We start from the raw sequence: 22144 nt of genomic DNA, 5'->3' as shown, positions 1-22144 counted from the left end.
GATCAGCTCGGAGTACGGTCCCTGCGCCGCTCGGCGGTCCCGCTGCCGAGCCCGGCTTCCGCCGTCGCGGTGCGCGCCCGGGGGCCCTGGAGCAGATACGTCAGCACGAAGCCCGCCCCGACCACCACCGCTCCCCCGGCCGCGTCCAGCACCCAGTGGTTGGCCGTGACGACGATCGCGGACCCGGTGAGCAGCGGATGCACCAGCCCCAGCACCTTGGTCCACCACCGGCGTGCCAGCACCGCGATCACCACCCCGCACCACAGTGACCAGCCGAAGTGCAGGGACGGCATGGCCGCGTACTGGTTGGTGATGTCCGTGAGGGTGCCGTAGTCGGGGCGGGAGAAGTCCTGGACGCCGTGGACGGTGTCGATGAAGCCGAGGGTCGGCATCAGGCGTGGCGGGGCGAGGGGGTAGAGCCAGAAGCCGGCCAGGGCGAGCAGGGTGGCGAAGCCGAGGGCGGAGCGGGCCCAGCGGTACTCGGCGGGGCGGCGCCAGTAGAGGAGGGCGAGGACGGTCAGCGGGACGACGAAGTGGAACGACTCGTAGTAGAAGTCGGAGAAGGCCCGCAGCCAGTCGGTCCGCACCACGGCGTGGTTGGCCCAGTGCTCGATGTCGAGGCGCAGGGCGCGTTCCAGGCCGAGGATCTGCCAGGCGTGCCGCTCGGCCTCGGCCCGGCCGGCCGAGACGCTGCCGCCGGTGGCGGCGAGCCGGACCTGGGAGTAGGCGGCGTAGGCGACCCGGAGGAGGAGAAGCTCCAGGAGGAGGTTCGGCCGGGTGAGGACCCGGCGCAGGAAGGGCAGCAGGGGCACGTGCCGGAAGCGGGCCGGGACGGCGGGCGCGTACTCGGTCGGTGTGGGCGACTGGTAGTACGGCGAGGCGCGGGACAGGAACGGGACGGCCACAGCCGCGGCCAGGGCGGCCAGCAGGACGAGATCGGTGCGCAGTGGGTCCAGCGACGCCATGTCCGGCAGCAGCATCCTGCTCGGCAGGGTCATGACCAGGACGACGGCGACGGGCCATACGTACCGGTCACGGGCGCGTCTGCCGGCCCGGCCGACGACCGCGAGCAGCACCCACAGCAGCTGGTGCTGCCAGGCCGTGGGCGAGACGGCGATGGCGGCGCAGCCGGTGACGGCGACGCCGAGGAGGAGCTGGCCGTCGGCGACGTACCGCACGGCGCGGCGCAGGGCGAGGACGGCGACGGCCGCGCCGAGGACCAGGAAGAGCGCGATCTCCAGGGGGCCGTTCAGGCCGAGCCGCAGCAGGGCGCCGTGCAGGGACTGGTTGCCGAGGTCGCCGGCCCGGCCGCCGAGGCCGGCACCGGCCAGGTGGTGGACCCAGTAGACGGAGGAGTCGTGCGGCATCGCCGCCCAGGCGAGCGCGGTGCAGGCGGCGAAGGTGACGCCGCCGGAGAGCGCGGCGCGCCCGCGGCCGGTGCACCACAGCAGGGGCGTGAAGAGCAGCAGGGTGGGCTGGAGGGCCGCCGCGACTCCGATGAGCAGACCGCTGGTCCGCTGGCCGTGGGCGACGAAGCAGCCCAGCAGGACGAGCAGGACCGGGATGATGCTGGACTGACCGAGCCACAGGGTGTTGCGGACCGGCAGGGACAGCATGAGCAGGCCGATGGCGACGGGCGCGGCCAGAGTCGCGGTACGGCGGCCGATGGGCTGGGGCAGGGCGCGGGCGGCGATCAGGCCGAGGGCGGCGACCAGCAGCAGCGTGCCGAAGGTCCAGCCCCAGCCGAGGGCCTCTTCGGCCGAACGGGTGAGGGGCTTGAGGACGAGCCCGTTGAACGGGGTGCCGGTGAAGCGGGTCGAGTCGTACAGCGAGCCGTTCACCTGGAGGACGCCGTTGGGGCCGACCCAGGTCTCCAGATCCGTCAGCCGCTCCCCGCGCGGGGTGCCGAGGACGAGGGCCACCTGCCGTGCGGCGAGGACGGCGACGACCAGCCACAGCCCGAGGCAGGCCATCCGCAGGCGTGCGCGAGGTCTGCCGACGGCTGTCGCTCCGAAGGCTTCCGTCGGTCGTCCGCCGCGCTCCGCATCTGTCACGCCTCGTCGGCCTTCTGCCCCGTATTTCCCTTACGCCCCCTTCATCCGGTTGACGATAGTGCGCGAGACGCGCGGTTGCCTCCCGTGGACGCGAGAAGGATCACATCAAGATCACGTGGGAACCGCCGCCCACCGGGCAAGCGTGCCTGCATACCCGGCATTTAGATGCACCCTGCAACGAAGGGCACACCGCCCGTGAGCGGGCATTCTCCGCCTAACGTCGCTTTTTCGGCCCGTTCGACAGCGCCGCCGCGCGGACCGCGTCCCTGTCCCCGATGAAAGGTAGGCGAGCGAGTCTTGTGACTGCCTCAGTCATTGCTCCCACGTCCGCGCTCAAGAGCCGCACCGCGAAGGCCCAGGACCCCACCGTCACCGATCCCGCGCTCGTCAAGCGCGCCGTGAAGGCGGCCGCGCTGGGCAACGCGATGGAATGGTTCGACTTCGGTGTCTACAGCTACATCGCGGTCACCCTGGGCAAGGTCTTCTTCCCGTCGGGCAACCCCACCGCGCAGCTGCTCTCCACGTTCGGCGCCTTCGCCGCGGCCTTCCTGGTCCGCCCCCTCGGCGGCATGGTCTTCGGCCCGCTCGGCGACCGCGTCGGCCGCCAGAAGGTCCTCGCGCTCACCATGATCATGATGGCCGCGGGCACCTTCGCGATCGGTCTGATCCCGTCGTACGCGACGATCGGTGTCGGCGCGCCGATCCTGCTCCTCGTGGCCCGCCTCGTGCAGGGCTTCTCCACCGGCGGCGAGTACGCGGGCGCCTCCACCTTCATCGCCGAGTACGCCCCCGACAAGCGGCGCGGCTTCCTCGGAAGCTGGCTGGAGTTCGGCACGCTGGCCGGCTACATCGGCGGCGCGGGCCTGGTCACCCTGATGACCGCCCTGCTCTCCGCCGACGACCTGACCTCCTGGGGCTGGCGCATCCCGTTCCTGATCGCGGGCCCGATGGGCATCGTCGGCCTCTACCTGCGGATGCGCCTGGAGGAGACCCCGGCGTTCGCGGCCGAGGCCGAGAAGGCCGAGCACAACCGGCCCAAGGTGCCCCTGCGCGAGATGATCACCGGCCAGTGGCGCGCGCTGCTGCTCTGCGTCGGCCTGGTGCTGGTCTTCAACGTCACCGACTACATGCTGCTGTCGTACATGCCGACCTACCTGACCGGTCAGCTCCACTACGACGAGACACACGGTCTGCTCGTCGTCCTCGGCGTGATGGCGCTGATGATGATCGCCCAGCCGTTCATGGGCGCGCTGACCGACCGTGTCGGCCTCCGCCCGGTGATCGCCGCGGGCTGCGCGGGCTTCCTGCTGCTGTCCGTCCCGGCCCTGCTGCTGATCCGCGAGGGCAGCCTGCTCGCGGTCGGGCTCGGCATGGGCGCGCTGGGCATGCTGCTGGTGTGCTTCACGGCCGCGATGCCCTCGGCGCTCCCGGCGCTGTTCCCGACCCGGGTCCGCTACGGCTCGCTCTCCATCGGCTTCAACGTCTCCGTGTCGCTGTTCGGCGGCACGACCCCGCTGGTGGTGACGGCCCTGATCGGCGCGACCGGGGACATGATGATGCCCGCGTACTACATGATGGCCGCGGCCGTGATCGGCGGCTTCGCGGTGTGGCGCATGACGGAGTCGGCGGGCCGCCCGCTGCCGGGTTCGGCGCCGTCCGTCACGGAATGAGACACGCCGGGTGAAATCCCCCTGGCAGCGGACCGCCGCACCAACTATCTTCGACAGCGCCAGTAGTTAGGGAATCTAACTATGCGTACGAAAGGTAGAGGTGCATGAGCGAGTCGCACGTCTGGGACGAGGTCGACGCCTACTTCACCGCCCACCTCGCACCGGACGACGAAGACCTGGCGGCGGCGCTGCGCGACAGCGACGCCGCCGGGCTTCCGCACATCAACGTCGCGGGGAACCAGGGCAAGCTCCTCCAGCTCCTCGCCCAGATCCAGGGCGCCCGCCACATCCTGGAGATCGGCACGCTCGGCGGCTACAGCACCATCTGGCTGGGCCGCGCCCTGCCCGCCGACGGGCGGCTGGTCTCCCTGGAGTACGACCCCGTGCACGCCGAGGTCGCCGTCCGCAACATCGCCCGCGCGGGCCTCGACAAGCTGGTCGAGGTGCGGGTCGGCCCGGCCCTGGAGTCGCTGCCCAAGCTGGCCGACGAGAACCCGCCCCCCTTCGACCTGGTCTTCATCGACGCCGACAAGGCCAACAACCCGCACTACGTCGAGTGGGCCGTGAAGCTCGCCAGCACGGGCAGCCTGATCGTCCTCGACAACGTCGTCCGCGGCGGCCGGGTGACCGACGCCGGCAGCACGGCCTCGGACGTGGTGGGCACCCGCGCCGCGATCGAACTGATCGGCAGCCATCCGAGGCTGAGCGGGACGGCGATCCAGACGGTCGGCACGAAGGGCTACGACGGGTTCGCGGTGGCCCGGGTGCTGGCCTGAGGGACCCTTGTACAAGGGCCCTGAGATCGGCGGGTCGCGGTCAGACCTCGTGGTAGAAGCCCACGTTGACGCTGCGCGGGGCGGTGCGGTCCTGGATGATGATCTCGCCGCTGCCGCCCCGGGGGAGCGGGACGGTGCCGCCGTAGGCGAGGGGCTGGGCGTACTCCCCGACCGTCAGCCGGACCTCGGAGGACGGGTCGGGCTGGGAGCCGCGCAGCCAGGTGAGCTGCCAGGTCCCCTCGGGCCCGCACAGGAACTCCAGGTGGACGCGGGAGACGAACAGCCAGTCGTCCGGTGTCGAGAGCCGGCACACCGACTTGTCGCGGCCCACCCGCAGCACGGCACCCGGCTCGCTGGGCGCGTCGGCCATGAGCATGCCGGCCGTGGCACCCTCCTCCGCCGGGGACACGGCGGCCATGGTGAGTTCGAGCACGTGCGCTCCTCCTGAGACGTCCTGGTGGGCCTGTCAGTCCTGTTCATCGGACAGGTCCTGAGCCCGCCGCATGATAGAACGCCCGACTGCACGCTGTCCGGCACAATGGCCTCATGACCGAGCGAAAGCCACCCGGCGTCGACTTCGAGTCCTGGGTCGACAAGCAGATCCGTGACGCGGAGACCCGCGGCGAGTTCGAACGGTTGCCGGGGGCGGGCAAGCCGCTGCCGGCCGAGGTGGACACCACCTACGACGAACTGTGGTGGATCAAGCGGAAGATGGCCCGCGAGGGCTTCTCCGTCCTGCCACCGGCGCTGGCACTGCGCAAGGAGGCCGAGGACGCGCTCCTCGCGGCCCTCGCGGCGCCCTCGGAGCGGATCGCGCGGAAGATCGTCACGGAGATCAACGACAAGATCCGCGAGATGATGTTCAAGCCGCCGCCCGGCCCCCCGCTGGGCAAGAAGCCGTACGACGTCGAGGACGTCGTACGGCAGTGGCGGGAGCGCCGGGCGGATCGGTGAGCTTCTCTCACACGTGCAGCAGCCGCTCCGCCAGTTCGCGGTAGTCCTTCAGGGCCAGCCGGAGCTGCTCGGTGTCGGAGCTCGACACCGGCTTGCCCTCGCCGCTCTCGACGGACTGCCAGGAATGGCGCAGAGTGCGGCGCCGCTGTGCCACGGCCTCGGTGAACCGGGCCGCGATCTCCTCCAGCACATGGTCGGCCTCCTCGACGGAGGCCCGGGGCCCGTCGACGAACCCGGCTACGGCGTGCTGCAACTGCAGGCCGAGCTTGTCGGACTCGTCGTGGGGGAAGAGGTGGGCGTGCGTGCCCGCCCGGGGGGTGCCGGGGGTGCTGGTGCCCTTGGGGGCGGTGACTTTGCCTGTGGCGCTGGTGCCGGTCGCGCGCTCGGTTCCGGTCGCACGCTCGGTGCCGGTGCCGTGGCCGGTGCCCAGGGCGCTCTCGCCTCGGGCGTCGGGGGTGACGGGGGTGACGGGGGTGTTCTCGCCGGGCGGTCGGGTCACGTCGGACATATCCTCAACTCTCCTTGGCCTGGCGTCGGTTGACGGCCCACGGCATGTGTCCGCCGCGGGTGGTCGCGGCCTTGCGGCCGCCGTTCAGTCCGGCACGGCGGTGGCCGTCGTCATGACGTCCGTGGCGTCCGTCCTCGTGCCGTCCGGCGCCGCCGTCGTGACGGCCCGGCCGTACCAGTTCCTCGAACAGGGCGCGGGCCGCCACCATGGCCTCCCGCATGTCTTCCGTGCCGGTGCCGCCGTCGCGGGCGTCCTCCGCGCGCAGCTGTGCCGCACGGTGCACGCGCCGGTAGCCGTCCACGTGATGGGCGTGGTGCACGGACAGCGCCGCGAGCTGTTCCTCGTACTGGCCGCCGTCCGGGAAGCCCCGGGCGCCGGCGAGCTCGGCGAGCAGCCGGTCCGCCTCGGCGACCGCCTCCCGCGGTGAGTCGACGAACCGCTCCTGGGCGGCCGTCCAGCGCGCCTCGTACCGCTCGCGCTGCGCCGGCTCCAACGACCGCTCGCGCAGGTCGCCGTGGCGGTGCACCAGCTCGGTGAGTTCGCGCTCGGCGGCCTTGGCGTCGCCGTCGTGGCGGGCGACGGTCCGGTCGTACTCGGGTCCGAAGCGCCGCTTCAGGTTCGGGCCGCGACGAGGCCCGCGGGCTCGCAGGGTCATGGCCGCCGCGATGATGACGACGACCGCCGCGATCACGATCAGAGCAATGATCAGGCCAGTGGACATGGATGCCTTCCGGGTTCTCGGCCCAACCGGCCCTCCTCGCGGACCGGTTCGCCGCACCGGGTAGCCCGGAAACCCGTCCCCAAACGGCACCCGGCGGTCACACAAATCCGGTTGCGGGCACCGTGCGGCACTGGCCGAGAATGCGCGCATGATCTGGACCGTGGCCCCGGAGCCGTACGACTCCCCCCTCGCCGCCGCCCTGTGGCGGGCGTACTACACCGAGGTCAGCGACCGTTGGTACCTGCTGCACGAGGGCCGCCGGACCGACCGGGAGGAGCTGGAGCGGGGGATCGCCGCCGCGTCGGGTGCCGATCTCGCGCCGCCGCACGGGAAGTTGCTGGTCGCCCGGTACGGAGGTGAGCCGGCCGGCACCGCGGGCGTACGGCGGTACGACGGCACGACCGCCGAGCTGACACGGGTGTTCCTGCACCCCTCGATGCGCGGCAGGGGCGGCGCCCCGCTCCTGGTCCGGGCCGCCGAGGACGCCGCCCGCGCGCTCGGCGCCGCACGGCTGATCCTCGACACCCGCGGCGACCTCGTCGAGGCCCGCGCCCTCTACGCCCGGCTCGGCTACACGGAGACCGAGCCGCACAACGACGACAAGTACGCCGAACACTGGTTCGCCAAATCCCTCACCTGAACCACCACGTCTACGCCCCCCCGTTCAGGCCATCCGCTCCGCCCGCCGCTCCTCGTAGGGCCGGTCGTCGTACGGCCGCTCGCGCCGTGAGCCGCACAGTTCGCCGTTCAACTCCCGCACGAGTTGGACCAGATCCGTCGGCCGGTCGGGGCCCCACCAGTCGCCGAGCAGCTCGGCGAGGGAGTCCTCGCGGGCCTGGGCCAGCCGCTCGGCGACCTCGCGCCCCTGGTCGGTCAGGACCAGGCCGAGGCCCTCGCGCACGGCGAGCCGCCGCTCCTCGACCTGGCGGGCGGCCTCGATGATCACGGTGAGCGGCACGGGCATGCTGTCGGCCAGCACGGCCGGCTCCACCTCGCCGTATCTCCGGATCCGCAGCAGCAGCCAGCTCGCCGCGGGCTGCAGGTCGTAGCCCGCCCGGTCGGTGATCTTCCGGTAGATCTGGTGCCGTCCCGCGCGGCTGCCGAGTACCGACAGCGCGCGGCACACCTCGTCGTACGAGGTCCGCTGGACGGGGTTGCTGGCCAGGGTCTCGGTGACGTCGGGCGCGGTGACCGAGCCGCGCAGCCGGTCCTCCTTGAGGAACCAGGCCAGCACGAAGCCGACGAGCGCGACCGGGGCGGCGTAGAGGAAGACGTCCGTGATGGAGACGGCGTAGGCGTGCAGGGCCGGTGGGCGCAGGCCGGGCGGCAGGGCGGCGATGCCGCGCGGGTCGGCCTCCAGCGTGTCCACGGAGACGCCGGGCGGCAGCCGCGCGCCCCGGAAGGCGTCCGTGAGCTGGTCGCCGAGCCGGCTCGCGAAGATCGTGCCGAAGACGGCGACGCCGAACGAGGCGCCGATCGAGCGGAAGAAGGTCGCGCCGGACGTGGCGACGCCCAGGTCCTCGTACGGGACGGCGTTCTGCACGATGAGCACGAGGACCTGCATCACCAGGCCGAGGCCCAGCCCGAAGACGAGGAAGAAGCCGCTCAGCTCGACGGTGGAGCTGTCCTCGTCGAGCTGGTGGAGCAGGAGCAGCCCGAGCGTGGTGACGCCGGTGCCGGCGATCGGGAACACTTTCCAGCGGCCGGTACGGCTGACGATCTGCCCGGAGGCCGTCGAGGCCACCAGCAGGCCCACCACCATCGGGAGCATGTGCACGCCGGACATGGTCGGGCTGACGCCCTGTACGACCTGGAGGAAGGTCGGCAGGTAGGTCATCGCGCCGAACATGGCGAAGCCCACGACGAAACTGATCACGGCGGCGAGGGTGAAGGTGCGCACGCGGAACAGCTTCAGCGGCAGCACGGGTTCGGCGGCGCGCCGCTCGACGGCCACGAAGGCGACGGCGAGGACGACGCCCAGCGCGGCGAGCCCGATGATCTGCGCCGACCCCCATCCCCAGGTCGTGCCGCCGAGGGAGGCGACCAGCACGAGGCAGGTGGCGACGGCCGCGATGAGGAAGGTGCCGAGGTAGTCGATGACGTGCCGTTGCGACCGGCGCGGGAGGTGCAGGACCGCGGCGATCACGGCGAGCGCGACGACGCCGACGGGCAGATTGACGTAGAACACCCAACGCCAGCTCAGATGCTGTGTGAACAGCCCGCCGAGCAGCGGCCCGAGCACACTGGTCGCGCCGAACACGGCCCCGAACAGCCCTTGATAGCGCCCGCGTTCCCTGGGCGGGACGAGATCCCCGACGACGGCCATCGACAACACGATCAGCCCGCCCCCGCCGAGCCCCTGCAGGGCCCGGAAGGCGATGAGCTGGGTCATGTCCTGCGCGGTGCCGCACAGCGCGGAGCCGATGAGAAAGATCACGATCGCCGTCTGGAACAGCCTCTTGCGGCCGTACTGGTCGCCGAGCTTGCCCCACAGGGGGGTGGCGGCGGTGGCGGCCAGCAGATAGGCGGTGACGACCCAGGACAGATGGTCCATGCCGCCGAGGTCGCTGACGATGGTGGGCAGCGCGGTCGACACGATGGTCTGGTCCAGTGCGGCGAGCAGCATGCCGAGGAGCAGGGCGCCGATGGAGACCAGCACGTTCCCGGGAACCTGCTCCGGGGCGAGTGTTTCCGCAGGTGACGGTACGGGTGACGGTGTCGTGTCGTGCACATCCCCGGCCATGAGACCTCCCGAGGGTCCTGTGACATTTTCCATCGTGACCGGTGTGACGGGGTATGGCCTGCCGAGTCCTTTTGGAAGCGTTCATTCCGGGGGCTCCTCGACCGCACTGTGGAGAAGATCTGGATAATCTCTGGAGTTCGCGAGGGGAGGGAGGAACGCGTGGAACCGCCTAATGGCCACCCGTGCCCGGAGTGCGGCGCGCCCAGACAGCAGGACAAGTCCCCTTCCTGCGCCTGCACCCACCGAGCCACCGAGGCCCTGCGCGACACCCGGACCGCCCAAGCGGCGGCAGCGGAGGACTTCGACCCGCTACGGATCCGCCCGTACGTCGAACTCGACGGCGGAGCGGTCAGGTCGGGACCGGGCCCGGACGCGCAGGACACACCGCCGACCACTCCCCAGGCGGGGGGCACCCCTCGGGGGGCTCTGCCGGATGCTGCGGGGGTTCCGGGGGTGGGGGCTTCGCGGGCGGGGGTTCCGGGCTCGGGGGTTGCTGGCTCGGGGGTTGCGTGCATGGAGGGTTCGCGCCCCGGGGGTGCGGGCTCGGAGGGATCGCGCCCGGGGGTTGCGGGCTTGGAGGGATCGCGCCCGGGGGTTCCGGGCTCGGAGGCTTCGCGCCCCGGGGGTGCGGACTCGGAGGTTGCGGGCTCGGAGGCTTCGCGCCCCGGGGGTGCGGACTCGGAGGTTGCGGGCTCGGTGGGTTCGCGCCCGGGGCTTGCGGGCCCGGAGGCTTCGCACCCCGGGGTACCGCGCACAGAGGCTTCGCGCCCAGGGGTTCCGCGCACAGAGGTTGCGGGCTCGGAGGCTTCGCGCGCCGCGGGAGCGGCGCGAACGCCCTCGCCGGACACCTCACCCACGCAGGCCCCGCATGCCGGAGACCCCGCGCAGGCGCCCGTCGGAGACAATCGACACGCCCGGACGGACCCGGCGAAGGCCCCGCACACCGCAGGAGTCTCGCAACCACCCCCGTCGATCACCCCGATCGTCCGCCCGCTCGGCGAGACCTCGCACCCCGGAGAGCCCGCGCAAGCGCCCGGCGACGGGACGCGACGGCCACACACGGACCGAGCGGGAGCATCGCAACCGCCCTCGGCGAACACCCCGACCGTCCGCCCGCTCGCCGAGGCCTCGCACCCGGGAGGCCCCGCGCAAGCGCCCGGCCACGGCACGCGACAGCCACACACTGACCCAGCGGGAGCATCGCAACCGCCCTCCCCTGACGTCCCGACCGCGCCACCGCACGCCGGCGGCAACCCCGCTCAGGCAAGCGACAGGGCCCCGCGACAGGCCCGGACGAACCCGTCGCAGGCAGCACGCACAGCAGGCACCGCGCAGGCACCCGGCGGCGCCCCACGACAGCACCTCACGGACCCCGCAGGAGCCTCGCAGCCGCCCGCGCCCAACACCCCGGCCGACCGAACGCACGCCCAGGCGTCGCACGCCGGAGGCCCCGCGCAAGCGCCCGCCAGGGCACCGCGCCGGCCTCGATCGGAGCCGGCGGAGGCCTCGCGCGGCAAGGGCCCCGCGCAACCGCCCTCGCCCGGCACCCCGACCATGCCCCCGCACACCGGAGCCCCCACCCAGGCACCCGACGCCACCCCGCGACACCAGCTCACGGACCCCGCGCCCAGCGCCCCGGCCACCGGCGCACACGCCAAGGCCCCGCGCCCCGGGAGCGTCACGCCGCCGCCCTCCCCCGCCGACACGACCATGCCCCTGCGCCCGGTGGACCCGGACGCTACGACCATGCTGCCGGTCACCCCGGCCTCGGACGCGACCACCGTGTTGCCGACCACCCCGGCCCCGGGCACGGTCGCCCCGGATCCGGACGCGACCACCGTGCTGCCCGCCGTCCCGGCCACCCACGCCCCGGATGCGACGTCCGTGCTTCCGACGCCCCTGGCCCCGGACGGGGCCGAGCCGAGTGTCACCGATCTGCGGTTGTTCGACCGTGCCGGGTCGGCGGCGGCGCCGGGCCGGCGGGAATCGGCCGAGGTCGAGTCCGAGTCCGGGTCCGGGTCCGGCGGAAGGACCCGGCGGCGTATCGCCCTGCTCGCCGCGGCCGGAGCATGTGTCGCCGTGGTGACCGCGGCGGGATACGCGAGCGGACTGTTCCTCTACGAGGGGCCGTCCCGGAACACCGCGCTGCCGGACGACATCAGGGCGAGCGTGCCGGACGCCCCGTCGAGCAGCGCGGCGTCCTCGTCGCCGGAGAAGAGCGCATCGGCCACGCCGTCGACGCCCGCGGCACCACCACCGGCCCCGTCCCCCACCAGCAGCCCGTCGGCCTCCCCGTCGCCGTCCGAGACGAGCGCCTCACCCAGCCCGTCGCAGACGGCCTCCCCCTCGGCGCCCGAGACATCGGCATCGGCGTCCGGCTCCGCGAAGAAGCCGCCGGACAGCTCCCGTCAGAACGGCAACCCCGCCGTCCTGCGCCTCGGCGACCGCGGCCCGGAGGTCACGGAACTCCAGTCGCGCCTGCGCCAGTTGTTCCTCTACGACGACGACACCGACGGCAGCTTCGACGACCGGCTCCAGGAAGCGGTCCGCAACTACCAGTACTCACGCGGCATCCAGGCCGACGACCTCGGCGTCTACGACCGGGACACCCGGACGAAGCTGGAGTCGGAAACGCAGGAGCCGTAGACCTGAGCTACGACCTGGAGGTGGACACGACCCACACCGAGTCCCTGGAGTGCGCGCGCACCATCGCCGCCCGCGTCGGCTGACCCACCGACCGGACGGTCAGAACCAATGCAGGCAGTGTGGGGAGCGCTCGGCGCGGAAGAGGGCGTCGGCGAGGGCGGCCGCGCCCGGGCGGTGGGCCCGGATGTGTCCGGCACGCACGAGCGTGCTCGGGGCGGTGCCGCCGAGGTAGACCGAGCCCAGGTCGCGCACGTCCAGGGACAGGTCGGGCTCCCGGTCCGTCGGGACGCAGTCGGCCTCGCCGTCCCGGACGGTCAGCAGATAGCGGCCGTGCTCGCCGAGGAACGGATCCTCGACGTCGAGGACGAGTTCGCCGTCCGTGAACCAGCCGCGCGCGGTCAACGCTCCGGGGACGTCCAGCAGCCGCACCCAGAGCCAGTCCATGTCGCCGCCCACCTCGCCGGCGCGGAAGTCCGCGAGCTGCCAGCGCAGCGGGTGCCCGGGCGGGACGTGCTTGAACACGACCTTGGAGACCAGGTCGTGGCCGAGTACGAACCGGGCCAGGGCCGTGAAGACGGCGTCGTCGGTGGTGATGGTCTCGTCGACCGTCAGGGTGCCGGACTCGAGGGAGTAGGAGGCGTAGCCGTCCGGGGCGCCGTCGCTGTCGCGGTGCACGGCGACGTAGCGCGGCGCCGGCGAGATCGGGGGCTGCCCCGCGCGCAGGGCCCACCAGCGGTGCGGGCGGGACAGCGCGCCGGGCTGGGCGCGGCGGTACCGGTCGTAGACCTCTTCCAGGATCTCGCCGCACTCGGCACGCCGCAGCACCTCGACCGAGCCGGTCGCCGTGGCGTCGGCCGTTCCGCGCGCCCGGGGGACGGCGAGGGCGCCCTTGTGGCGCTCCACCGTCAGCTGCGCCGTGCGGGTCGCCGGCCCGTAGCCGAACCTGCCGTAGATCGTGGCCTCGGAGCACAGCAGCACGGAGAGGACGTTCCCGTCGGCCCGCGACTCGGTGAGCTGGTGCCGCATCATCGCGCTGAGCACGCCCTGGCGCCGGTGCGAGGGCAGGACGCCGACGGCGGTCACCCCGGGGACCGGGACGAGCGTCTCACCGGGCAGGGTGAGCTCGAAGGAGTGCGTGCCGGCGGTGCCGACGGGTCGCCCGTCCGCCGTCAGGGCGAGCAGGCAGCGGTCCATTTCGAGCGCCGACCACCAGAGCCCGCCGCCCTCGACCGGGGTTTCCGGGAAGAGCCCGAAGGCGGCATGGAGGGTGTCGACGAAGACGTCGAGATCCTTGTCGGTCGTGGGACGGATCTCCATGGCTGCCGCCGCCTCCTCTGGTTACCGGCACCACGACGCGTGGTGTCCGGCCCCAGTGCAGCGTCGGCCCGTGACAAGGGCAAGCGAATTACGGCCGCGGTGCTGTGGGGTCCGGGCGCATTTACCCGACGTGCAGACGGATCGTCCCGTCCCCGACCGCCTCCACCCGTACTCGCGTGAGGTCCTCCACGACGACGTCCGGCTCATGGACCGCGGCCCGGGGTCCGACCCCCACCACGGTCATCCCGGCCGCGCGCCCCGCTGCGATCCCGGCTCCGGAGTCCTCGAACACGACACAGTCCGCGGGCGCCACGCCCAGTTCGGCGGCGCCCTTGAGGAAGCCCTCGGGGTCGGGCTTGCTCGCCCCGACGGACTCCGCCGTCACCCGCACCTCGGGCTGATCGAGCCCGGCCGCGGCCATCCGCGCCGTCGAGAGCGGCACATCGGCCGAGGTCACGAGCGCGTGCGGCAGCCCGCGCAGCGAGGCGAGGAACTCGGGCGCCCCGGGGATCGCGACGACGCCGTCGGTGTCCGCCGTCTCGTCGGCGAGCATCCGGGCGTTGTCGGCGTAGTTCTGCTCCATCGGCCGGCCGGGCAGCAGCAGCGCCATCGACGCGTAGCCCTGCCGCCCGTGGACGACCTTCATGACCTCGTCCCCGTCGAGCCCGTGCCGCTCGGCCCAGCGCCGCCAGACGCGTTCGACCGCGGCATCGGAGTTGACGAGGGTGCCGTCCATGTCCAGCAGGAGGGCGCGGGCGGTGAGCACGGCGGTGGCCGTCATCGGCTGCTCCAAGGCTCGGGGCGCGTTCCAGCGCGGCAGCGGGGCGGACGACGGATCGCGACCGTCACATCCCCGAGAAGGGACAAGGCGGCCCCGCCCGCCGGTCAGGGAAAACGGGCGGGAGCCACTTTGTTCCCCCACGGTACAAAAAAATGCGGCCTTCGCGCCAGAGGCCCCGGCGGACGTTCACTCACCGTTCAGCTCGCGCGGTCCGGTGCCCGCACTCACCCGGTCACGGCCTCCCACAGACTCCACACCCCGAGCGCCAGCATCACCAGCGCCGCGATCTGCGTGATCAGCCGCAGCGGCACCTTCTTCATCAGCGCCTTTCCGCCGACGATGCCGATCCCGGCCACCGCCCACAGCGCGAGCACCGCGCCCAGGCCGACGGAGAGCGGGTCGTCGTAGCGGGCGGCCAGGTTCGCCGTCATGATCTGGGTGAGATCGCCGAACTCGGCGACCAGGATGAGCATGAAGCCGGCCCCCGAGACCTTCCAGAAGGACTGGTTCTCCGGCTTGCGGACCTCCTCCTCGTCCTCGCCCTTCCTCAACAGCAGCACGGCGGCCCCGCCCAGGAAGAGCACGCCGGTCAGCGCCTGCACGATCTGCTGCGGCAGCAGCGTCAGCACACTGCCCGCCGCGACGGCGAGCACGACATGCAGCGCGAAGGCGGCGGCGACACCGGCGAAGACGTAGGAGGCGCGGTAGCGCGTGCCGAGGACGAGGCCGGCGAGGGCCGTCTTGTCCGGCAGTTCGGCGAGAAAGACGACGCCGAAGACGACGGCCGTCACGGTCAGGCTGATCAAGGGTTCCTCAATCGGTCGGGGCCGCCCCACCGAGAGTGCTGAACTTTCACGCGACACCTCACGCGACACACCTCGGCACGGCAGCACACACGGCGCCCGTACCGGAAGGCACGGGCGTGCACTGCTTGCCGAAGGTCTCGCTGGCGAGTCCGTGAAGAGCCACGGGATCGCCTCCGGGCGCCGGCTCAGGCGAGCTGAGCAGTATGTCGACGGTCCGGCGAAGAGCTACTCCCCTTCTGCGCCGTCCATCGTACGCGACGTCCTCGAACCGACAGTTCCGCCTCGAACTCTTGTCATGTCATGGACTCGTCACTACCTTCTCACCTCACGCACATCTCCCCGCAACACGGCGCGGCGAGCATTCTCCCGCTCGCTGCCCAACACCCCCACCCCACAAGGGAGTTCGTATGCCGAAGTTCTACGCGCGTCGACGGCTCAGCATACTCGCGGGCCTCACCGGCCTCATAGCCTCGGCCGGACTGATCAACGGTCCGGCCGCCTCCGCCGCCCTCCCCACACCCGTCAGCGCGGCCACCGCCCGCACCTACCTCGCCTCGCTCACCGTGGCCACCGAGGACCGCACCGGCTACGACCGCGACCTCTTCCCGCACTGGATCACCCAGTCCGGCGCCTGCAACACCCGTGAGGTCGTCCTCAAGCGCGACGGCACCAACGTCCAGCAGAACTCCTCCTGCGCCGCCACCAGCGGCAGCTGGTACTCCGTCTACGACGGCGCGACCTGGTCCGCCGCCTCCGACGTCGACATCGACCACCTGATCCCGCTGGCCGAGGCCTGGGACTCCGGCGCCGACTCCTGGACGACGTCCCGCCGCCAGTCGTTCGCCAACGACCTGACCCGGCCGCAGCTCATCGCGGTCACCGACAACGTCAACCAGGCCAAGGGCGACCAGGACCCGGCCACCTGGATGCCCTCCCGGACGGCGTACCGCTGCACCTACGTCCGCGCCTGGGTCCAGGTGAAGTACTACTACGGCCTCTCGGTCGACTCCGCCGAGAAGTCCGCGCTGACGAACTATCTCGCCAGCTGCTGACACCCAGGTATTTCCGGCCGGGATCTCCCCGCTGACATCGGTCGTTCCGTACCGTACGGGGCGACGGAGAGGGGACCATCATGGCCGGACTGCGCCTCGGACCACTGCTGAGGTACACCGACGGCTCGTCCGCGACCGTATGGGTCGAGACGAGCCGTCCGTGCGCCGCCGAGGTGCGCTGCGCCGACGGCGCCGGGGGCTCGGCCCACACCTTCCAGATCGCGGGCCACCACTACGCCCTGATCCCGGTGACCGGTCTCACCGCCGGTACGGCCACGACGTACGAGGTCCTCCTCGACGGCACCCGCGTGTGGCCGCTGCCCGGCTCCCCCTTCCCGCCCTCGGCGATCCACGCGCCGGGCCCGGAGGACGGCCTCCGGGTCGCCTTCGGCTCCTGCCGCTGGGCCTCCCCTCCGGCCGGTGGCCACGACCCCGTCGGCCCGGACGCCCTGGACGCGCTCGCCACCCGCCTCGCGGCCGACCCGGAGGGTGAGCGGCCCGACGTCCTGCTGCTGCTCGGCGACCAGGTGTACGCCGACGAGACCTCCGACGGCACCCAGCGCTGGCTGGCGGCCCGCCGCGACCTGAGCGACCCGCCGGGCGACGGCGTCGCGGACTACGAGGAATACACGCACCTCTACTACGAGTCGTGGCTCGACCCGCGCATCCGCTGGCTGCTGTCCACCGTGCCCAGTTTCATGATCTTCGACGATCACGACGTCATCGATGACTGGAACACCTCCGACGCCTGGCTCGCCGACATGCGGGCCACCGACTGGTGGCAGGAGCGGCTGCTGAGCGGCCTGATGTCGTACTGGGTCCACCAGCACCTGGGCAACCTCTCCCTGGAGGAACTGGCGGCCGACCCGGTGTACGAGGCCGTACGCGAGGCCCCCGACGGCACCGACGCGCTGCGCGCCTTCGCGGCCCGGGCCGACGCGGACGCGACCACGGCCCGCTGGAGCTACCGGCGCGACTTCGGGCGCGTACGCCTGCTGATGGTGGACAGCCGGGCGGCCCGCGTCCTCGCCGAGGACGGCCGCGCGATGCTCGACCCGGGCGAGGACGCCTGGCTGCGCGAGCAGGTGCGGGACACCCCCGAGGCCTACGACCACCTCCTCATCGGCACCTCGCTGCCCTGGCTGCTGCCGCATCTGGTGCACGACGCCGAGGGGTGGAACGCGGCGCTGTGCCGGGGTGAACGGGGCGAGCGCTGGGCGCGGTTCGGGGAGAAGGTGCGGCGGGCCGCCGATCTGGAGCACTGGTCGGCGTTCCCCGAGTCCTTCGCCGGGCTGGCGGAGCTGATCGCCGAGGCCGGCTCGGGGCGGGACGCGCCCGCGACGGTGTGCGTGCTGTCCGGGGACGTGCACCACGCCTACATCGCCGAGCCCTCGTGGCCGGACGCCCAGCCCGACGCCCGGGTGGTGCAGCTCGTCTGCTCCCCCGTCCACAACTCCGTTCCGCTGTCGATCCGGATGGGCTTCCGCATCGGCTGGACCGCGGTGGCGCGCACCCTCGGACGCGGCCTGGCCCGGCACGGCCGGCTCCCCCGTCCGCCGGTCACCTGGCGCAAGACGGGCGGCCCCTGGTTCGGCAACCAGCTCATGACCCTGACCCTGCGCGGCCGTTCGGCCCGGCTGCGCCTGGAGCAGGCCAGGGCACGGCAGGGGGCGGGTCCACGTCTGACGACGCTCCAGGACTCCGAACTTGCCCCGTAACACACCCGTTCCGCCCCTTTGCGCCCGGCGTGTCCCGTGATGCTTGTGACGCATCCCACAGCGAGTGTCAATCCTTCCCCACGGACATCGGTTCCCGCTCCCGGCGACGGCATGATGAGGCGGACCGTCCGCTTCCCGACCGGCGGACCGCCGACACGCGCCCCACACGCCCGGGAGTACCACCCTTGTCTGCGTCGACCGAGGAACCCGTACCGGCCGAGACACCCCCACCGGTCTCCGTCGCCCTGGTCGGCGCCGGGCCACGGGGGACCAGCGTCCTGGAACGCCTCTGCGCCTCCGCCCCGGAACTGCTCCCCGCCGGTGCCCGGCTGACGGTCCACGTGATCGACCCGGCCCCGCCGGGACCCGGCCGCGTCTGGCGCACCGCCCAGTCGTCCGAGCTGCTGATGAACACCGTGGCCTGCCAGGTGACCCTGTTCACCGACGACAGCGTGGACTGCTCGGGCCCGGTCCGCCCGGGGCCCAGCCTGTACGAGTGGGCGCGCGGCACGCTGGACCCGGACGAGTACCCGAGCCGGGCCGACTACGGCCGCTATCTGGAGTGGGTGTTCGCCAGGGCCGTACGGGACGCGCCGGCGAACGTACGCGTCGAGACGCACCGGGCCCGCGCGGTCCGGCTCGACGACACCCCGGGCGGCCGGCAGGCCCTCGCCCTCGACGACGGCCGCACCCTGACCGGCCTGTCCGCGGTGGTCCTGGCGCAGGGACACCTGCCGGCGGCCGCGGACCCGGCCGGGCGGCGCCTCGCGGCCCACGCCGCCCGGCACGGTCTGCGCCACATAGCGCCCGCCAACCCGGCCGACGTCGACCTGTCCGCCGTCCCCGCGGGCGAGCCCGTCCTGCTGCGCGGCCTCGGCCTCAACTTCTTCGACCACACGGCCCTGTTGACGACCGGCCGCGGCGGCCGTTTCGCCCGGGACGCCCAAGGCGGGCTGCGGTATCTCCCCTCCGGCCGGGAACCGCGGCTGTACGCCGGTTCGCGGCGCGGCATCCCGTACCAGGCGCGCGGCGACAACGCGAAGGGCCCGTACGGCCGGCACGTTCCGCTCGTCCTCACGCCGGAGACGATCGCGGGCTTCCGCAAGCGCGCGGACTCCGGGGAGGCGCCCGACTTCCTCGCGGAGATCTGGCCGTTGGTGGCGAAGGAGGTCGAGACGGTCTACTACGCCGCGCTGCTCCGGCGGTCCGGTGCCGCCGCGCGTCAGTGCTCGGAGTTCACCGACCGCTTCCTGGCCGTACCGCACGGGGACTCCCGAGAGGCCGTGGTGCTGGACGAGTTCGGGGTGCCCGGCGCCGACCGCTGGAGCTGGGAGCGGGTGTCCCGCCCGCACGCGGGACGGGATTTCGCGCACCTGGGCGAGTGGCGCGACTGGTTGCTGTCCTATCTGCGCGAGGACGCCGCGCAGGCCGCTCTGGGCAATGTCCGGGGCCCGCTGAAGGCGGCCCTGGACGTACTGCGCGACCTGCGCAACGAACTCCGGCTGATCGTCGACCACGGGGGCCTCGCCGGCGCGTCCCGGCGGGACCACCTGGACCGCTGGTACACCCCGCTCAACGCCTTTCTGTCCATCGGCCCGCCCCGGCGCCGTATCGAGGAGCTCGTGGCCTTGATGGAGGCGGGTGTGGTGCAGGTACTCGGGCCGCGTCTGGAGGTGGCGGAGGAGGACGGGGCCTGGGCGGCGCGCTCACCCGAGGTGCCGGGCTCGGTCGTCCGTGTGACAACCCTCATAGAGGCCCGCCTCCCGGAGGCCGACTTGCGGAGTACGGCCGACGGACTTCTCGCCGGGCTGCTGCGGACGGGGCAGTGCCGCCCGCACACCGCCGACGGTTACGAGACAGGCGGTCTGGACGTCACACCGCGCCCCTATCGCCTGATGGATCGTCAAGGTGTCGCACACACAAGGCGGTTCGCGTTCGGAGTTCCTACAGAGGGTGTGCACTGGGTGACCGCCGCGGGGGCTCGCCCGGGTGTGGATTCGGTCACGCTTTCGGACGCGGACGCGGTCGCCAGAGCCGCCCTACGTGCGACTGCGACCGAGAGCGACACCCAAACGGAGGTAAACCAGTGGCCAAATGTTGAACTTGCAAGCATCAATTAGGCACACCTAACGTGGGCTACTCATCGGTTCTGTCCCCCGACCGGCCTCCCCCTGGCCGGCCGCCCGAAGGAGTCCCCCACATGACCGCACGCCTCAACGGCGCTCAGCCGTACGCTCTCGGACTGTTCCGGATCGTCATAGGCCTGCTGTTCGCCTGCCACGGCGCCGTCGCGCTCTTCGGTGTCCTCGGAGGTGCGGACGGCAAGGGCGGCACCGCGGCGACCGGCGCCTGGCCCAACTGGTACGCGGCCGTCATCGAACTCGTCGGCGGCATCCTGGTGCTGCTCGGCCTGGGCACCCGCATCGCGGCCTTCATATCCTCCGGCGCGATGGCCTACGCGTACTTCAAGGTCCACCAGCCCGAGGGGCTGTGGCCCATCGAGAACAACGGCGAGGGCGCGGCCATGTACTGCTGGGCCATGTTCCTGCTGATCTTCACGGGCTCCGGCGCGTTCGGCGTGGACCGGCTGCTGGCGCGGCGCACCTCCGCGCAGGGGCAGCGCTCCACGGAGCAGACGCCGGTGGCCGCCTGAGCCGCCCGGACACCACCACGGAGAACGGCGCCTTCCCTGCCCGGGGAGGCGCCGTTCCGCTGCCCGGCGTGTCGTCTACTCGTCCCTGCCCACCGGCTCGAACGGCACCGTGAAGCAGGCCGCCCGCGCCCCGGCGCCGCCCGGCACGTCGTGGATCACGACCGAGGACGCCTCGCCCGGCCGGAAGCCCCAGTCGTGCCGGGCACTCGCCGCGCCCGCGCCGCGCCGGTCGGCCGTGAAGTCCAGCCAGACCTCGTTGTCCGGGCTGACATGGTGCGGTTCGCTCGACGGCCGGTGCTGGTAGTGCCCGCCGGCGGCCTCCGGGTCGGCGCCGCAGGGCTTCTGGTGCACATGGACGCCGTAGGCGTGACCCGGCTTCATGCCGGCCACCTTCAGCCGTACGGTCGTCGGGCCGCCGGGCGCGGTGTGCTGACGGACCTCGATCCACGAGCCCGCCGGAACGAGACTCCTGTCGTACGTCAGCGCCACCGACCGGTCCGCCGCCCCGGGCGCGTCGAACCGGGCCTGCGCCCGCACCGAGTAGCCCTCGACCGCCTCGGCACCGCCCGGACCACCGGCGAACAAAGCCGTCACGACGGCGCTCGCGCATATCCCTGCCAGCATGGTGTGTACCGTTCCTCGCCTTGTGTCTGATTCAGCCCCTTCTGTTGCTACGGGACACCCGCGCCCGGCGCCCTCCGGGACATGGCAGCCGGGTGACGACCGAGGGCGAACCCCGTGAACGGCCCGTCACACCCCAGGCGTACGCTGTATGGCTGTCATGGCCACTCCTGCCGCTCCCCGCGCGCCATCGCGGCACGGTCTGGCCCACGGGGGATCAACGGGGAGTCGCGGTGCTGGAGCAGATGGGGTCGCTGATCGGCAGCCCATGGATCTACGCGGTGGTGGCGCTGTCCATCCTGCTCGACGTGTTTCTGCCGGTGCTGCCCAGCGGCGTCCTGGTGATCACGGTGGCCACGGCGGCGGCCGCGGGCACGGCGACCGATGTGCCCGACATCCTGGCACTCACCCTCTGCGCGGCCACCGCCTCCGTCCTGGGTGACCTGGTCGCCTACCGCCTCGCCTGGCGCGGCGGCGCCCGTCTGGACCGGGCGATCTCCCGCTCCCGGCGCCTGACCGCCGCGCAGGAACGTCTCGGCACGGCGCTGGCCCGGGGCGGCGGCGCGCTCGTCGTCCTCGCCCGCTTCGCTCCCGCCGGCCGCTCGGTCGTCTCCCTCGGCGCGGGTGCCGCCCACCGCCGCGCCCGCGACTTCCTCCCCTGGTCGGCCCTGGCCGGCCTGACCTGGGCCGCGTACAGCGTCGCCCTCGGCTGGTTCGGCGCCCACTGGCTGGGCGCGAGCTGGCTGGCGACGGCGGTGTCGGTGGGGGCGTTGTTCGGGGCCGGGGCGGGCGCGGCGTATGTCATGAAGAGGGCGCCGCGGCCGTCGGAAGCGTCGTAGGAACTACCTCCGCGGGGGCGGGGGCCTCAGCTCGCGCGGCGAGGGGCGGCTCCCCGGATCTCCAGTCCGTCGAGCAACTCCTCCGTGGCCTGGGCGATGGCCTCCACGGCGCGGTCGAACACCTCCTGGTTGTGAGCGGCGGGGGCACGGAATCCCGAAACCTTCCGCACGTACTGCAACGCGGCAGCCCGAATGTCGTCCGCCGTGGCCTCCTCGGCCATCGCGGGGGGACGAAGTGTCTTGATACTCCGGCACATACCCCCAGTCTCACCCCTTCGGCCCCCG

General features: G+C 72.6%; 20 protein-coding genes. 10 read left to right on the top strand and 10 right to left on the bottom strand.

The window, feature by feature from the left end; genetic code table 11:
* Positions 1-2 precede the first annotated feature (2 nt).
* Positions 3-2054, bottom strand: a complete 2052-nt coding sequence (locus ACZ6I3_RS01640) for a bifunctional glycosyltransferase 87/phosphatase PAP2 family protein (RefSeq protein WP_469410846.1) — start codon at positions 2052-2054, stop codon at positions 3-5.
* A 275-nt stretch (positions 2055-2329) separates the two neighbouring features.
* On the opposite strand from ACZ6I3_RS01640, the gene proP reads away from it, so the two are divergent.
* Together proP and ACZ6I3_RS01630 are read left to right on the top strand one after the other, a co-directional pair.
* On the top strand, positions 2330-3724 hold the full coding sequence (gene proP, locus ACZ6I3_RS01635) for a glycine betaine/L-proline transporter ProP (RefSeq protein WP_469410845.1): 1395 nt from the start codon (positions 2330-2332) through the stop codon (positions 3722-3724).
* A gap of 104 nt (positions 3725-3828) precedes the next feature.
* Positions 3829-4500 carry an O-methyltransferase gene (locus ACZ6I3_RS01630; protein ID WP_469410844.1) on the top strand — a complete coding sequence of 224 codons (672 nt, stop codon included), beginning with the start codon at positions 3829-3831 and terminating at the stop codon, positions 4498-4500.
* 40 nt (positions 4501-4540) lie between these two features.
* On the opposite strand, the gene ACZ6I3_RS01625 is transcribed toward ACZ6I3_RS01630, so the two are convergent.
* On the bottom strand, positions 4541-4933 hold the full coding sequence (locus ACZ6I3_RS01625; RefSeq protein ID WP_189724807.1) for an FHA domain-containing protein: 393 nt from the start codon (positions 4931-4933) through the stop codon (positions 4541-4543).
* Positions 4934-5046: 113 nt separating this feature from the next.
* Here ACZ6I3_RS01625 and ACZ6I3_RS01620 point away from each other — a divergent pair, with 113 nt between their 5' ends.
* Positions 5047-5454: a DnaJ family domain-containing protein gene (locus ACZ6I3_RS01620; RefSeq protein ID WP_469410843.1), complete on the top strand. Its 408-nt coding sequence runs from the start codon at positions 5047-5049 to the stop codon at positions 5452-5454.
* A 7-nt stretch (positions 5455-5461) separates the two neighbouring features.
* On the opposite strand, the gene ACZ6I3_RS01615 is transcribed toward ACZ6I3_RS01620, so the two are convergent.
* Both ACZ6I3_RS01615 and ACZ6I3_RS01610 read right to left on the bottom strand, forming a co-directional pair.
* The gene (locus ACZ6I3_RS01615; protein WP_469410842.1) at positions 5462-5962 is read right to left on the bottom strand and encodes a hypothetical protein; all 501 of its coding nucleotides are present in this window, start codon (positions 5960-5962) and stop codon (positions 5462-5464) included.
* 4 nt (positions 5963-5966) lie between these two features.
* Positions 5967-6683, bottom strand: a complete 717-nt coding sequence (locus tag ACZ6I3_RS01610; protein WP_469410841.1) for a hypothetical protein — start codon at positions 6681-6683, stop codon at positions 5967-5969.
* A gap of 148 nt (positions 6684-6831) precedes the next feature.
* Between ACZ6I3_RS01610 and ACZ6I3_RS01605 the strand changes: the two genes are divergently transcribed.
* Positions 6832-7323, top strand: a complete 492-nt coding sequence (locus ACZ6I3_RS01605; protein WP_469410840.1) for a GNAT family N-acetyltransferase — start codon at positions 6832-6834, stop codon at positions 7321-7323.
* Between the two features lie 24 nt (positions 7324-7347).
* On the opposite strand, the gene ACZ6I3_RS01600 is transcribed toward ACZ6I3_RS01605, so the two are convergent.
* Positions 7348-9426, bottom strand: coding sequence for an MDR family MFS transporter (locus ACZ6I3_RS01600; RefSeq protein WP_469410839.1), 2079 nt, complete (start codon positions 9424-9426; stop codon positions 7348-7350).
* A gap of 1554 nt (positions 9427-10980) precedes the next feature.
* Here ACZ6I3_RS01600 and ACZ6I3_RS01595 point away from each other — a divergent pair.
* The gene (locus ACZ6I3_RS01595) at positions 10981-12072 is read left to right on the top strand and encodes a peptidoglycan-binding domain-containing protein (RefSeq protein WP_469410838.1); all 1092 of its coding nucleotides are present in this window, start codon (positions 10981-10983) and stop codon (positions 12070-12072) included.
* A gap of 99 nt (positions 12073-12171) precedes the next feature.
* On the opposite strand, the gene ACZ6I3_RS01590 is transcribed toward ACZ6I3_RS01595, so the two are convergent.
* The 3 genes from ACZ6I3_RS01590 to ACZ6I3_RS01580 form a co-directional block, all read right to left on the bottom strand.
* Positions 12172-13389 (bottom strand): GNAT family N-acetyltransferase, encoded by a 1218-nt coding sequence (locus tag ACZ6I3_RS01590; RefSeq protein ID WP_469410837.1) that lies wholly within the window; start codon positions 13387-13389, stop codon positions 12172-12174.
* A gap of 121 nt (positions 13390-13510) precedes the next feature.
* Entirely contained in the window at positions 13511-14170 is a 660-nt protein-coding gene (locus ACZ6I3_RS01585) for an HAD-IA family hydrolase (protein ID WP_469410836.1), read from the bottom strand.
* Between the two features lie 224 nt (positions 14171-14394).
* Positions 14395-14976: a TMEM165/GDT1 family protein gene (locus ACZ6I3_RS01580; RefSeq protein ID WP_382492897.1), complete on the bottom strand. Its 582-nt coding sequence runs from the start codon at positions 14974-14976 to the stop codon at positions 14395-14397.
* Between the two features lie 407 nt (positions 14977-15383).
* Here ACZ6I3_RS01580 and ACZ6I3_RS01575 point away from each other — a divergent pair, with 407 nt between their 5' ends.
* From ACZ6I3_RS01575 to ACZ6I3_RS01560, 4 genes are all read left to right on the top strand, one after another.
* Entirely contained in the window at positions 15384-16028 is a 645-nt protein-coding gene (locus ACZ6I3_RS01575; RefSeq protein ID WP_469410835.1) for an HNH endonuclease family protein, read from the top strand.
* Between the two features lie 80 nt (positions 16029-16108).
* Positions 16109-17746, top strand: a complete 1638-nt coding sequence (locus ACZ6I3_RS01570; RefSeq protein WP_469410834.1) for an alkaline phosphatase D family protein — start codon at positions 16109-16111, stop codon at positions 17744-17746.
* A gap of 185 nt (positions 17747-17931) precedes the next feature.
* Positions 17932-19866 carry an FAD/NAD(P)-binding protein gene (locus ACZ6I3_RS01565; protein ID WP_469410833.1) on the top strand — a complete coding sequence of 645 codons (1935 nt, stop codon included), beginning with the start codon at positions 17932-17934 and terminating at the stop codon, positions 19864-19866.
* 80 nt (positions 19867-19946) lie between these two features.
* The gene (locus ACZ6I3_RS01560) at positions 19947-20399 is read left to right on the top strand and encodes a DoxX family protein (RefSeq protein ID WP_469410832.1); all 453 of its coding nucleotides are present in this window, start codon (positions 19947-19949) and stop codon (positions 20397-20399) included.
* Positions 20400-20474: 75 nt separating this feature from the next.
* Here ACZ6I3_RS01560 and ACZ6I3_RS01555 read toward each other — a convergent pair whose 3' ends face one another.
* Positions 20475-21023, bottom strand: a complete 549-nt coding sequence (locus ACZ6I3_RS01555; protein ID WP_469410831.1) for a superoxide dismutase family protein — start codon at positions 21021-21023, stop codon at positions 20475-20477.
* 230 nt (positions 21024-21253) lie between these two features.
* On the opposite strand from ACZ6I3_RS01555, the gene ACZ6I3_RS01550 reads away from it, so the two are divergent.
* On the top strand, positions 21254-21859 hold the full coding sequence (locus tag ACZ6I3_RS01550) for a DedA family protein (RefSeq protein ID WP_469410830.1): 606 nt from the start codon (positions 21254-21256) through the stop codon (positions 21857-21859).
* 26 nt (positions 21860-21885) lie between these two features.
* Here ACZ6I3_RS01550 and ACZ6I3_RS01545 read toward each other — a convergent pair whose 3' ends face one another.
* On the bottom strand, positions 21886-22116 hold the full coding sequence (locus ACZ6I3_RS01545; RefSeq protein WP_469410829.1) for a DUF2277 domain-containing protein: 231 nt from the start codon (positions 22114-22116) through the stop codon (positions 21886-21888).
* Between the last annotated feature and the right edge of the window lie 28 nt (positions 22117-22144).

Source organism: Streptomyces sp. NPDC041940 (genome assembly GCF_055589465.1).
This window is presented reverse-complemented; position numbering and strand designations above follow the sequence as displayed.